Annotated in this window: 10 protein-coding genes; 5 read left to right on the top strand and 5 right to left on the bottom strand. The window is 65.6% G+C overall.

From position 1 onward, the window contains the following. Nucleotides 1-9: 9 nt before the first annotated feature. Together AC6H42_RS12610 and AC6H42_RS12605 are read right to left on the bottom strand one after the other, a co-directional pair. On the bottom strand, nt 10-1,215 hold the full coding sequence (locus tag AC6H42_RS12610) for an acetyl-CoA C-acetyltransferase (RefSeq protein WP_497548184.1): 1,206 nt from the start codon (nt 1,213-1,215) through the stop codon (nt 10-12). 13 nt (nt 1,216-1,228) lie between these two features. Then, on the bottom strand, nt 1,229-2,365 hold the full coding sequence (locus AC6H42_RS12605; RefSeq protein ID WP_057158532.1) for an acyl-CoA dehydrogenase family protein: 1,137 nt from the start codon (nt 2,363-2,365) through the stop codon (nt 1,229-1,231). A gap of 82 nt (nt 2,366-2,447) precedes the next feature. Between AC6H42_RS12605 and AC6H42_RS12600 the strand changes: the two genes are divergently transcribed. Together AC6H42_RS12600 and guaD are read left to right on the top strand one after the other, a co-directional pair. After that, a complete protein-coding gene (locus tag AC6H42_RS12600; protein WP_497548183.1) occupies nt 2,448-3,071 on the top strand; it encodes a TetR/AcrR family transcriptional regulator in 624 nt (207 codons plus the stop codon). Nucleotides 3,072-3,193: 122 nt separating this feature from the next. Continuing rightward, on the top strand, nt 3,194-4,633 hold the full coding sequence (guaD, locus tag AC6H42_RS12595) for a guanine deaminase (protein WP_497548182.1): 1,440 nt from the start codon (nt 3,194-3,196) through the stop codon (nt 4,631-4,633). Here guaD and AC6H42_RS12590 read toward each other — a convergent pair. The 3 genes from AC6H42_RS12590 to AC6H42_RS12580 are packed head-to-tail and all read right to left on the bottom strand — an operon-like array spanning nt 4,630 to nt 7,905. Beyond that, nucleotides 4,630-5,466, bottom strand: coding sequence for a hypothetical protein (locus AC6H42_RS12590; RefSeq protein WP_157201189.1), 837 nt, complete (start codon nt 5,464-5,466; stop codon nt 4,630-4,632). The two genes, guaD and AC6H42_RS12590, sit on opposite strands and share 4 nt — an antisense overlap. Nucleotides 5,467-5,494: 28 nt before the next feature. After that, nucleotides 5,495-6,865: an MFS transporter gene (locus AC6H42_RS12585; protein WP_057158535.1), complete on the bottom strand. Its 1,371-nt coding sequence runs from the start codon at nt 6,863-6,865 to the stop codon at nt 5,495-5,497. Then, nucleotides 6,865-7,905, bottom strand: a complete 1,041-nt coding sequence (locus AC6H42_RS12580; protein WP_057158536.1) for a LacI family DNA-binding transcriptional regulator — start codon at nt 7,903-7,905, stop codon at nt 6,865-6,867. The genes AC6H42_RS12585 and AC6H42_RS12580 overlap by 1 nt, the downstream gene beginning before the upstream one ends. A 240-nt stretch (nt 7,906-8,145) precedes the next feature. Here AC6H42_RS12580 and AC6H42_RS12575 point away from each other — a divergent pair, with 240 nt between their 5' ends. From AC6H42_RS12575 to AC6H42_RS12565, 3 genes are read left to right on the top strand one after another with little or no spacing between them, the layout of a single operon-like run. Continuing rightward, entirely contained in the window at nt 8,146-10,995 is a 2,850-nt protein-coding gene (locus AC6H42_RS12575) for a TonB-dependent receptor (protein WP_497548181.1), read from the top strand. A gap of 22 nt (nt 10,996-11,017) precedes the next feature. Beyond that, nucleotides 11,018-12,373 carry a BNR repeat-containing protein gene (locus AC6H42_RS12570; RefSeq protein WP_497548180.1) on the top strand — a complete coding sequence of 452 codons (1,356 nt, stop codon included), beginning with the start codon at nt 11,018-11,020 and terminating at the stop codon, nt 12,371-12,373. Between the two features lie 25 nt (nt 12,374-12,398). After that, nucleotides 12,399-13,565, top strand: a complete 1,167-nt coding sequence (locus AC6H42_RS12565) for a glycoside hydrolase family 88/105 protein (protein ID WP_057158538.1) — start codon at nt 12,399-12,401, stop codon at nt 13,563-13,565. The last annotated feature ends 2 nt before the right edge of the window (nt 13,566-13,567 follow it).

The following is a 13,567-nucleotide window of genomic DNA, read 5'->3' as shown; positions in this document are numbered from 1 at the left end:
GGCTGCTCCTCACATGCGTTCGATGATGGTGGCCGTGCCCATGCCGGCGCCCACGCACAGCGTGGCCAGGCCGGTGGACACGCCGCGGCGTTCCATTTCATCCAGCAGCGTGCCCAGGATCATGGCGCCGGTGGCGCCCAGAGGATGGCCCATGGCGATGGCGCCGCCATTCACGTTGATCCTGTCGTGCGGCACCGACAGCACTTCCATGAAGCGCAGCACCACCGAGGCGAAGGCTTCGTTCAGTTCCCACAAATCGATGTCGGCGGGCGCCATGCCGGCGCGCTTGAGCGCCTTCTCCGCCGCGTAGCTCGGGCCGGTGAGCATGATGGACGGCTCGCAGCCTATGGAGGCGAAGGAACGGATGCGCGCGCGCGGCTTCAGCCCGGCGCGTTCGCCCGCCGCGCGGTTGCCGATCAATACGGCGGCCGCGCCATCCACAATGCCGGAGCTGTTGCCGGCGTGGTGGATGTGCTGCATCTGCTCGATTTCCGGGTAGCGTATGCGGATCACGGCGTCGAACCCGAACTGCTCGCCCATGTCGGCAAAGGCCGGCTTCAGCGCGGCCAGCGAGGCGGCCGTGGTTCCCGGCTTGATGAATTCATCGCGCGCCAGGATGGTCAGGCCGTTGCGGTCAACCACCGGCACCACGCTGCCATCGAACCAGCCCTGCTGCTGCGCGTGGTGCGCGCGGCGCTGGCTTTCGGCGGCGTAGGCGTCCGCGTCGGCGCGGCTGTAGCCGTGCAGGGCGGCGATGGCGTCGGCCGATATCCCCTGCGGCACGAAGTGGGTCTTGAACGCCACTTGCGGGTCCACCGGCCAGGCCCAGCCGCTGGCGCCCATGGGCACGCGCGACATGGCTTCCACGCCGCCGCCGATGGCCATGTCGGACTGGCCGGCCATCACCTGCGCCGCCGCCATGTTGACCGCTTCCAGGCCGGAGGCGCAGAAGCGGTTGATCTGCACGCCCGCCACCGACTCCGCGTAGTCCGCCGCCAGCACCGCAATGCGGCCGATGCAGGCGCCCTGCTCGCCCACCGGCTCCACGCAGCCCAGCACCACATCGTCCACCAGCGCGGTGTCGAGCGCGTTGCGCGACGCGATGGCGCGCAGCGCCGTTTCGGCCAGCCGGATCGGCGTAACGCCGTGCAGCGAACCGTCCTTTTTTCCCTTGCCGCGCGGGGTGCGCACAGCGTCGTAGATGTATGCTTCCATGACTGACTCCAGATTAAAGGCTGCGGCTAATGAGTTCTTTCATGATCTCGCTGGTGCCGCCGTACACACGCTGCACGCGGGCGTCGGCCCAGGCGCGCGTGATCGGGTATTCCCACATGTAGCCATAGCCGCCGTGCAGCTGTACGCAGCGGTCCAGCACCTTGAACTGCATCTCAGTGGCGGCCAGCTTGGCCATCGAGGCGGTGGCCGCGTCCAGCTTTTTCTCCAGCAGCAGCCCGATGCAGCGGTCCACGAATACCCGCATGCAGGTGATTTCGGTCTTGATCTCGGCCAGCGTGTGCGCCACGGTCTGGAACTCGGCCAGCGCGCGCTTGAAAGCCTTGCGTTCGCGCGTGTATTGCAACGTCCAGTCCAGGCCCGCTTCGGCCGAGGTTACCGCCATGATGGCGATCTGCAGGCGTTCCCACGGCAGTTCCTGCATCAGGTAGGCGAAGCCGCGCCCCTCCTCGCCCAGCAAGTTGGCGGCCGGCACGCGCACGTTGTCGAAGAACAGCTCGGACGTGTCCTGCGCTTTCATGCCAGCCTTCTTCAGGCGCTTGCCTTTCGAGAAGCCGGCCATCGCGGTGTCGACCACGAACAGGCTGATGCCCTTGGCGCCCGCCGCCGGGTCGGTCTTGGCGACCACGATCACCAGGTCCGCGTGCCAGCCATTGGTGATGAAGGTCTTGGATCCGTTCAGCAGGTAATGATCGCCAGCGCGGATGGCGGTGGTCTGCACGCCCTGCAGATCCGAACCGGTGCCCGGCTCGGTCATGGCGATGGCGCCCACCATCTCGCCGCTGGCCAGCTTGGGCAGGTAATGCGACTTCAGGTGCTCGCTGCCGTAGTGCAGGATGTAGGGCGCCACGATTTCCGAGTGCAGACCGAAACCGAGGCCGGTGGCGTTGATGCGCGCCTGTTCCTCGATCAGCACCACGCTGTAGAGCTGGTCCGCGCCCGCGCCGCCGTACTGCTCCGGCATGCTGGCGCACAGGAAGCCGGCGGCGCCCGCCTTTTGCCACACTTCGCGGTCCACATAGCCCTGCTCTTCCCAGCGTTCGTGGTGCGGCAGCACCTCGGTTTCCATGAAGCGGCGCGCCGATTCGCGCAGCATGTCGTGTTCTTCGGTAAACAAAGTGCGGGGGATCATACTGGTCTCCTTGTATTTTTAGGTCATCCGACCTATTATTTGCAGGTATGTTGACCTATTTCCCGGAAAAGCGCAATCCGCCATGACCATGCCACGCAAGGAATCGCACACCACCACCAAGGGCCACGAGCGGGCCGGCGCCATCCTGTGCGTGGCGCGCGAGCTACTTGGCACCGAGGGCTACGGCGCGCTGTCGATGCGCAGCGTGGCGCAGCGGGTAGGCGTCAGCCTGTCCACCGTGCAGCATTACTATCCCAGCCGGGAGGTACTGCTGGAGGCACTGCTGAACCAGGCCTTCGACGGCTACCAGGCCGGCATCGACCAGCGCCTGGCGCAGCGCACCGGCAGCGACAGCGACAGCGGCAAGGCCGTGTTCCAGTCCATCATCGACTACTTCCTGGACGACTTGCGCGACCAGATTTCCAGCGGCCTGTTTTTCGAGATCGCCGCGCTGGCCAACCGCCATCCCTACGCCTCGAAAATGTTCGACACCATGCTGACGCGCGCGCGCCGCACCTTGCGCAACCTGATGCGCGACATCGCACCGGAACTGGCGTCTGGCCAGTGCGAAATCCGCGGTGCGCTGATCGTGTCGCAGATGATAGGCCTGATGATTTTCCTGTCGGACACCCGCCCCAAGCACGGAGAACTGGCCGCGCTGCAACAGGAAGCCACTGCCGCCATCATGCGCACCGCTTTCAGCTAAGCTGGCAAGCGCATCGGACAAATAGACACATAGCCCGTTTCATATAGTACCTACGCGGCCCTCCTTTTAGATTCTGTATCGGCATATACCTCTGCCGAAATAATTTCTATACGGAGACTTTTATGAAACTAGTAGCAGCAGTGTGCACCGCCGCGCTCGCGGCGGCCTTCCCGGCAATCGCCCAGAACCAGGATCAGAACCAGTACCAAAGCACCGCTTATCGCGGCTCGGTGCTGCACTTCGTGGCCGACCCGGCCACCAGCGAGCATCCCTACGAATACTACGAAGACGGCGTGCTGCTGGTGGGCGCGGACGGCAAGGTGAAAGCCGTCGGCCCTGCCGCGCAAGTGCTGGGCAACTACCAGCAGGTAAACGTGGTCGACTACTCCGGCAAGCTGATCATGCCCGGCTTCATCGACAGCCACGTGCACTATCCGCAGACGGAGATGATAGGCTCCTTCGGCCAGCAACTGCTGCAATGGCTGGAGACCTATACCTTCCCCACCGAGCGGCAGTTCGCCGACAAGACCTACGCCAAGGGCGTGGCCAAGGTGTTCCTGAACGAGCTGGCGCGCTACGGCACCACCACCGCGCTGGTGTTCGGCACCGTGCACCCGCAGTCGGTGGACGCGCTGTTCGAGGAAGCGCAGACGCGCAATATGCGCATCATCGCCGGCAAGGTGATGATGGACCGCAACGCGCCGAGCTGGCTGCTCGACACCCCCGCCACCTCCTACGCCGACAGCAAGGCACTGATCCAGCGCTGGCACAACAAGGGCCGCGCGCTGTACGCGGTCACGCCGCGCTTCGCGCCCACCTCCACCTCGGCGCAGCTGACCGAGGCCGGCCGCCTGCTGCAGGAGTACCCGGACGTCTACATGCACACCCACCTGTCCGAGAACAAGGGCGAAGTGGCGTGGGTGCAGGAGCTGTTCCCCGAGTCCACCGGCTACCTGGACGTGTACAACCGGCACGGCCTGTCGCGCAAGCGCTCGGTGTTTGCCCACGGCGTGCACTTGCGCGACGATGAATTTGCCTCGCTGGCGCAGACCCAGTCCGCCGTGGCCTTCTGCCCCACCTCCAACTTCTTCCTGGGCAGCGGCCTGTTCGACCTGCAGAAGGCGGAAGCCTACGGCGTGCATGTGGGCCTGGGCACCGACGTGGGGGGCGGCACCAGCTTCTCGGCGCTGCAGACCATGAACGAGGCTTACAAGGCAATCCAGCTGCACAAGGCCTTTAGCGACACGCCGGACCAGCAGCGCCCGCTCACCGCGCTGAAGGCCTACTACCTGGCCACGCTGGGCGCCGCGCGGGCGCTCGACCTGGACAGCAAGATCGGCAGCTTCAAGGCCGGCAACGAGGCCGACTTCATCGTGCTCAACCCGAACGCCACCGACCTGCTGCGCTTCCGCATGCAGCGCGCCGCCAGCATCGAGGACAAGCTGTTCGTGCTGCAAACGCTGGGCGACGACCGCGCCGTGGAAAAGACCTATCTGATGGGCAAGCGCGTCTACGTCACCACCGGGAACGCCGGCTACGACTATGGCTCCGGCTACAACTAAGCGTTGAGGTTAACCGCCTTGCACCAGTAAATCTGGCGCGCATCGACCCTTAGGTGCAAGTCCAGTTCGCCGTCCGCAATCAGCCAACCCTGGTTGCGGATCGCATCCGGATCGGCCACCAGATAGATCGCCCAGACATTGACCTGGCCCATGCTCTTCATGACGCTGCGCCGGTATACCTGCAGGTTGAACGGATACTTGACGATGCCCTTGGCCAGCAGGCGCATGGCCACCACGTCATCGCGGTCATTGCGCGCCACATAGCCGATGGGCTGCATCATGGCCGGCACGTTGCCTGCCCGCGCATGCGCCGGCAACGCCGCGACCACGTCCAGCGCCGGCGGCACGGAAGTCCAGCGCACGGCGGGCCAGCTGCGGAACACGGCCTGCACCGGCGCCGATACCATCAACTCCTTCAAGCGGGCCTGGTGCTCCTGGCCGTAGCAGAACAAGTACACCTTGTAGCCCGCCGCCCTGGCGCCGATGTCGCCCACGATGTCGGTATTGCGCGCATCGCTGCCCGAGCTAAACCGGGTGGTTTCCAGCGGCTTCTCCTGCACCACATTGTCCGGAACGGCCAGTCCCGGCAGGGGCATGCCGCGCTCCAGCACCACCATCAAGCCCTCCTCGCCCAGCAACTGGGCCATCACAAGCCTGCGGCGCTCGATGTCATACGGCGTATTGTGCTGCTCGCCGAGGAAGAACACCGCCGCGCCGGTCGCACCGGGCAACCGGCTCGCGCGGATGGCGTCGCGCACGCTGGCGACAATGGCTGCCACGTCCAGATCGACTACCCATTGGATGTCGTACGTTGACTCGATCAATACCGCCACGTTGCCTCCTATCAATGAATGCTTTCGCTCAAGATGTTGACTTTAGCACAATACATCCGCCGCATTCACGGCAGCGCAGCAAGCGCAGCAAACAGAGAATGGCCAGCAGCGCAAAGGACGCGCCGCTGAGCAGGGTGAGGCGGTAGTCGTGCCCCGAGAAATCGAGAATGGGGCCTTGCGCGCTGCTGACCAGGATGTTGCCAAACACCACCATCAAGTCCTTGGTCGAGTTGTACTGCACGAAGCGCGCGCGCGGGAACAGCGCCATCGGCATCGAGGCGGCCGCCGTGAAGTAAGCGCCGGAAATGATGATGTGCGCCATGTAGAACAGGCGGAAGCTGCCTTCATCGCGCACCGTCAGATAGCCCACGGCAGCCGCAGCGCAGTACAGCACCATGAAGATGGCCGACACGCGCACCGCGCCGTAGCGGTCGGCCAGCCAGCCCACGCCGAAGGCGGAGGCGATGGAGAACATGTAGCCGTAGGCCGTCATGCTGCCCAGCGCGGCCTTGGAAATGCCCATCGATTGCGCGTAGTACTGGCAGAAGGTGTTGAAGGGGCTGAAGGTCACGCAGGCGAACACGAAGGCCGCCACGATCCACAAATAGGGCCGGTAGCCGAAGCACTCGAGGATGTGGGCGCGCGGCACCAGCAGCGTGCAGCGCCCGCGCGGCGCGGCATGCATCTCGCCCGGCGGGCAGGCTTCCCTGACCGTGGCGCACATGACCAGGATGGCCAGCGCGAACACCACGCCGATGGCGGCCAGGATCTCGGCCAGGTAGTGGTCGGTGAGCGCGAACACCCAGGTGTGGAAGGCAATGCCCAGGCTGAGCCCGACGATGCGGAAGCCGGCGAAAAAACGCCCTAGCAGGCCGGCCGGCACCACGTCGTTGACCAGGCCGGTAAACAGCGAGGCGGCGCTGATGGCGGCGCACTCGAACACGGTCCAGAACAGGCAGAACCAGCCCAGGTTGCAGATGCGCGCACCGGGCGAAGCGGCGCCCAGCATGGCATGGGTCCACGCGCCCAGCACCGGCGAGACGGCCAGTCCCAGCATGGCGGCGCAGCCGATCGGCGCGATCACCAGCAGGAAAGGACGGCGCCGGCCCCAGGCGCTGCGGAAGCGGTCCGAATGGTAGCCGATGAAGGGCACCAGCAGCACGCTCAGCACCGCCGGCACGGTGGCCAGCAGCAGCGAGGTGGTGGTGTCGGAGGCGGCGTTGCGGCGCAGCAGTTCCAGTCCGCTGGGCAGGGCCACGCGTTCGCGCATGGCAATGCCCAGGTCGCCCAGCATCAGCCAGCAGCCGACCGCGAACAGGCCGGCTGCCGTCAGCGGCAGCGCAGCGCTGCGGCCGCGTGGGGGCGGTGCGGCGGTCAGCGCTGCGCCGTCGGCGGACATCAGGCCGCCGTGGCGACGCCGGCTGGCGCAGCGGGACCCGGGCCGGTGGAGTTGCGCACCACCAGTTCCATCGGGAAGGCCAGCTTCTTCGACGCGGCGGGCGCGCCCTGGATCATCTCCACCACCTCGCCCACCGCGCGCGCCGCCATTTCCTGCAGCGGCTGGCGCATGGTGCTCAGGGTGGGGAACTTCCCGGCGGCGGTGGGAATGTCGTCGAAGCCCATTACCGAGATGTCGCCCGGCACCTTCAGGCCCTTGCTGTGGATGGCGTCGATGGCGCCGAAGGCCATTTCATCGTTGGCGGCGAAGATGGCGGTGGGCAGCTGCGCCAGCGCCAGCAACCGTTCCGCGGCCGCGTAGCCGCCGGCCTGCACGAAGCGGCCCACTTCCATCAACTCCGGCAGCACCGGCAGGCCGGCGGCGGTGAGCGCGTCGATATAGCCTTTCTCGCGCTGCGCGCTCTGGCCGGTGCCCTTGGAGCCGGCGATGAAGGCGATGCGCCGGTGGCCCAGCCCGATCAAATGCTCGACCGCGGTGCGCGCTGCCTGGCGGTTTTCCACCGCCACCACCGGCACGCTCACGTCGCGCGCCTCGAAGCTGAAGAACACGGCGGGGATGCGCTGCTTTTCGATCACCTCCAGGTAGCCGTCTTCGGCATTGGGCAGCAGCAGCACCAGGCCGTCGCACAGCTTGCTCAGCATGTCGCAGGTGGGCGCGCGGCCGGGGCCGTCGAAACGCTCGGCGTTGAAGATCAGGATGTCGTAGCCGATGCGGCGCGCTTCCTGGCTGATGGCCTTGGTGATCTCGTGCAGCACCAGGGACCCGTAGTTGTTGACGAAGATGCCGATCAGGTTGCTCTTGTCGCCGCGCATGCGGCGCGCCAGCATGTCCGGCGTGTAGTTGAGCTGGGCCGCCGCCGCCATCACGCGCGCGCGCGCCGCCTCCGACACATAGCCGGTGCCCCTTATCGCACGCGATGCCGTGATCGGCGACACGCCGGCGGCCTTGGCCACTTCACTCAGTTTGCTCGTCTTACCCATGTTTTCTCACCGCCGCCCAGTTGTCTGTTCCGCCAATGTGGTCACGATACCACATGACCCAAATTCGTTTCAATAATAAATTCATTATAAAAATCAATCGCTTATGACAATGATCAAAAAGTTGAGCAAAACAACGGTCGTATGACGACTAGCAAGGTGGTAACGTGACCACATGGTACTGACAACAATATCAAAAGTACCTGGGGAGATGGTCTGACTGTCGTTCACTTGGAGGAGCACATGAATAAGAAGATTTTGGCCGCGCTGCTGCCGGCGGCCCTGGCCGCCGCTTACGGGGGCACTGCCATGGCGCAGGACGCCACGGCCGCACAAGCGCAGGCGCCCGCCGCCACGCCGGAAGTCGCCACGGTGGTGGTCACCGGTTTCCGTTCCAGCCTGCAAAAAGCGCTGAACCTGAAGATGCAAGCCATCGGCGTGCGCGATTCCATCGTGGCTGAAGACATCGGCAAATTCCCCGAGGCCAATGTGGCCGAATCGCTACAGCGGGTCCCGGGCGTAATCCTGAACCGCGACGAAAGCTCGGCCGAGGGCCAGCGCATTTCCATCCGCGGCCTGCCCACCGAGTACTCGGTGACCACGCTGAACGGCGCGCCGGTCAACACCACCTCCACCAGCACCATCGGTTCGGCCGCGCGCGGCTTCAACTACGACGTGTTCGCCTCCGAACTGTTCGGCCGGGTGGATTTCTACAAGTCGCCGCTGGCCGAGCTGACCGAAGGCGGCTTGGGCGGCATCGTCGACCTGCAGACGCCGCGCCCCTTCGACAATCCGAAGCGCACCGTGCGCTACGCGCTGTCCGAGTCCTACAACACCATGTCCAAGAAAGCCGACCCGAGCGGCTTCGCGCTGTATTCCAACACCTGGAACGACGTCGGCTTCCTGATCGGCGCAGCGCACTCGTCCAGCGTAAACAACCGCTCCGGCTTCGAAGCCACCGGCGGCTACAACAGCTCGGCGCGCGGCAGCCAGAGTCCGGTCAAGGGCAACTTCGCCGTCACGCTGGACTACGACGATCCGCGCGCCAACCTGGGCGGCCTGACGCGCTCCCAGGTCGACAATGCGCTGCTGCCGCGCATCTACCGCTTCTACGGTTCGGCCAACGACCGCACCCGCGACGGCCTGGTGTCGTCCCTGCAGTACAAGAGCGGCGGCCTGAACCTGAGCCTGGACACCTTGTACTCCAAGCTGAAGAATACGCGCGACGAAATGTACTTCGGCCTGCTGGTGCGCAACAGCAAGACCACCAACCGCGCCGCGCCCGCCGGCCAGGCCGGCCACAACGGCTTCGTGCCGATCAGCGTGAAGGTGGACCCGGACTCGAACCTGCTGACCGGCACTTTCGGCAACACCTCGTACAGCAGCGGCGTGACCTACAGCGAAGACGAGACCAAGTTCGGCTACACCTCGCTGAACGGGCGCTGGGCCGCCAGCGACACCCTGGTGCTGAGCGGCCAGCTGAGCGTCAACAACAGCAAGGCGCTGAGCTACCAGGACACGCTGTCCGGCCAGATCTTCGGCGTGACCTCCACCATCGACTACGGTGACGACCATGTGTATCCATCGCTGTCCTCGAGCTCCAGCTACACCGACCTGAACAACTACCAGGGCTTCGACATCGGCACCGGCTGGACCCGCGAAACCGACAAGGCCAAGCAGGGCCGCCTGATCGCCGACTGGGACTACCAGCTGCCGGGCGAATGGAAGGGCCACCTGAAGGCGGGCGTCAGCTATGTCGACACCACCAAGGGCATCAACAAGCGCAACGGCACCGCGCTGGCCAAGGCCAAGATGAACCAGCTGGGCACCGCCGGCATCCGCAGCGGCATGACCACGCAGCTGCCGATCGGCAACCTGGACATGGGCGCCGGCTGGCCGAGCGCATGGGGCACGTTCACGCGCGACTACGCCTACTCCACCTTCGATCCGCTGGCCAACAACGTGGAATCGACCTTCACGCCGGCGCAAAGCTTCACTGCGGGCGAGAAAGTGACCACCGGCTTCGTGCAGTCCGACTTCGTCGGCAAGGTGATGGAGCACGAGCTGCGCTTCAACGCCGGCGTGCGCTACTCGCGCACCGAGACCCAGATCGACAACTTCAAGCAGCAGGGCGCCAGCCTGACCTATGCGCCGAACCAGGAGTCCGGCGCCTACCACAACCTGCTGCCGGCCTTCAGCGCCGCCTTCGACGTGACGGACAACCTGATGTGGCGCGCCTCCTGGGGCAAGACCATCAGCCGCGCTTCGCTGTCCATCATCGCCGCGCAGACCGTGATCCCGAATCCGTTCGACAACACGGCCACCGCCGGCAACCCCGGCCTGCGTCCGCAGCAGTCGAAGAACATGGACACCAGCCTGGAGTGGTACTTCCAGCCGGGCAGCCTGCTGTCGGCCGCCTACTTCAAGAAGGACCTGACCGACGCCACCGTGGCCAACACCAGCAACACCACCTTCGGCGCGCTGGGCTTGCCGGACACGGCGCTGGGCGCGATCTTCCAGAACGCGCAAGGCCGGGTCGACCCCAACCTGCCGATGACCTTGCGCAGCTTCACCAACGCCGGCCAGCAGACGCTGAAGGGCTACGAGCTGGCTTACCAGCAAGCCTTCACCTTCCTGCCGGAACCGTTCAAGGGCTTCGGCGCGCTGGCCAGCTACACCCACATCGATCCGTTCAACAGCGCCAAGTGGATCACCAATGCGGGCAAGGAGATCCAGGTCAACTCGGTGCCGAAGTACGCCTACAGCACCACGGCCTACTACGAAAACGGCCCGCTGGCGGTGCGCCTGTCGTACAACTACAAGGGCCGCTCGCTGCACGGCGACAACCCGCGCAACCTGGGTGACGACCTGATCCGCTGGCGCGCCGCGCGCGGCTACCTGGACGGCAACATCAGCTACAAGATCAATGACATGCTGGAACTGCGCATTGACGCGATGAACCTGTCCAACACGCTGAGCTACGATTACTTCGAAGACGCCTCCGGCCAGTTCGGCAGCGGCAAGAAGAGCCGCATGGACTACGCCAAGTACGACGGCCGCACCATCAAGATCGGCATTCGCGGCAAGCTGTAAAGAGCAGAAACGGAAACCACCCATGACCATGATCGCCCGCCTCGCCGCGTTCGCCACACTCAGCTTCGCGGCCGCCGCAGGCCAGTCGCATGCGCCGCCGGAGACCCCGGAGCGCGCGGCGGACCAGGTCCGCATCGTCGATGTGGCGCCGGGCTGGGCAGGCAACTCGGTCAATGCGGTGGTGTTCCGTAAAAACGCCCTCGTCACGCACGGCGACACGCAGTACATCGCCTTCTACGACAAGGACGCCTACGTGGTGCTGGGCAAGCGCAAGCTGGGCGGCGCCGCGTGGGAACTGCAGCGCAGCCAGTACCAGGGCAATGTGCGCGACGCCCACAACAGCATCAGCCTGATGGTGGACGGGGCCGGCTTCCTGCACCTGGCCTGGGACCTGCACAACCAGCCGCTGCGCTACGCGCGCAGCGTGCGTCCCGGCGCGCTGGCCATGTCGGACACCATGCCGATGACGGGCACGCAGGAAAAGTCGGTCTCCTACCCCGAGTTCTACCGCCAGCCGGACGGCAAGCTGCTGTTCCTGTACCGCGACGGCGGCTCCGGGCGCGGCGACCTGGTGATGAACCGCTACGATCCGGCCGCAGCCGATGGTCCCCGCTGGAGCCGGCTGCACAGCAAGCTGATCAGCGGCGAAGGCCAGCGCAGCGCCTACACGCAGGCCTTTCTCGACCACCTTGGCACGCTGCACCTGTCCTGGGTGTGGCGCGAAACGCCGGACGTGGCCAGCAACCACGACCTGGCCTACGCCCGCTCGCGCGACGGCGGCCTGACATGGGAAAAGTCGACCGGCGAGCGCTACACGCTGCCGATTACGGCAGCCACCGCCGAGTACGCAGCACGCATCCCGCAAAACAGCGAGCTGATCAACCAAACGTCGATGTCCGCCGACCGGCAGGGCAATCCCTACATCGCCACCTACTGGCGCGACGCGGCCTCGCCGGTGCCGCAGTACCGCGTGGTCTACCTGGGCGGCGGCGCCTGGCGGCGGCTGGACCTGGACTTTCGCAAGCAGCCGTTCTCGCTGAGCGGCGTGGGCACCAAGGCCATTCCCATCGCGCGCCCGCAGATCATGGTCAACATCCAGCGCGAGCAACCGTCCGGCCTGCTGATCTTCCGCGATGCCGAACGCGGCAGCAAGGTGTCGGCGGTGCGCATCGCGGACTTCGGCAAGGCGCAGTGGCGCGTACTCGACCTCGACAGCGCCTCCGTGGGCGCCTGGGAGCCCAGTTTCGACACCGAACTGTGGCAGCGCAGCGGCGAACTGAACTTGTATTTGCAAACCGTGCAGCAGATCGACGGCGAAGGCGTGGCCAAGGCCGCTCCTTCCCCGGTGCGGGTGCTGCAATGGACACCGGCTTTCTGACCCCATCCACGCAAGGATCAAGAACATGATGAGAAGACGACTTTGTTTGAAGGCGGCGCTGGCCAGCGTGGCGGCGATCTCCGCAGGCTGCACCTTGGGCGGCGTGGCAAGCTCCGCCGCCGTAACCCGATCCGACGTGCTGGCTTCCCTGCGCCTGGCCAACGACTACTGGCAGCGCAGCAATTCGCCCGCGCTGTGGTCGTTCTGGGACGTGGCCGCCTACCACACCGGCAACATGGAAGCCTACTTCCTCACCGGTGACGAACGCTACCGCCAATATTCCACCGCATGGGCCGAACACAACCAGTGGAGCTCGGCGCGCTCCGACGTGAAAGCGGCGTGGAAATACACCTACGGCGAAACCAACGAGCATGTGCTGTTCGGCGACTGGCAAGTGTGCTTCCAGACCTATGTCGACCTGTACAACCTGGACCCGGCCAAAGACCCGCGCAAGATCGCCCGCGCGCGCGAGGTGATGGAATACCAGCTCAGTACGCCCAATGACGATTACTGGTGGTGGGCCGACGGCCTGTACATGGTGATGCCGGTGATGACCAAGCTGTACAAGGTGACCGGCGACCAGCGCTACCTCGACAAGCTGTACGACTACTTCCAGTTCGCCGACCAGTTGATGTACGACGCCGACGCCGGCCTGTACTACCGCGACGCCAAGTACATCTACCCCAGGCACAAGAGCAGCAACGGCGGCAAGGACTTCTGGGCGCGCGGCGACGGCTGGGTGTTCGCCGGCCTGGCCAAAGCGCTGGCCGACCTGCCCGCCGGCCACCGCTGCCGTCCGCTGTTCGTGGCGCGCTTCCAGCGCATGGCGCAGGCCCTGAAGGCGGCGCAGCGGCCGGAAGGCTACTGGACCCGCAGCCTGCTCGACCCGGCGCACGCGCCCGGCCCGGAGACCAGCGGCACCGCCTTCTTCACCTACGCCTACCTGTGGGGCATGAACCACGGCCTGCTGGAGCGGGCCGAGTATGCGCCGGTGGTCAGGCGCAGCTGGCAATTCCTGAGCAAGACCGCGCTGCAGGCGGACGGCAAGCTGGGCTATGTGCAGCCGATCGGCGAGCGCGCCATTCCCGGCCAGGTGGTGGACAAGAACTCCACCGCCTCGTTCGGCGTGGGCGCCTTCCTGCTGGCGGCCGCCGAGCTGGCGCGTTTCCTCGACCAGCACACCCTGGATTAATC

Source organism: Massilia sp. NBRC 108631, assembly GCF_059704565.1.
Note: the sequence above shows the minus strand (reverse complement) of the source record. Positions and strands in the feature narration are given on the sequence as shown.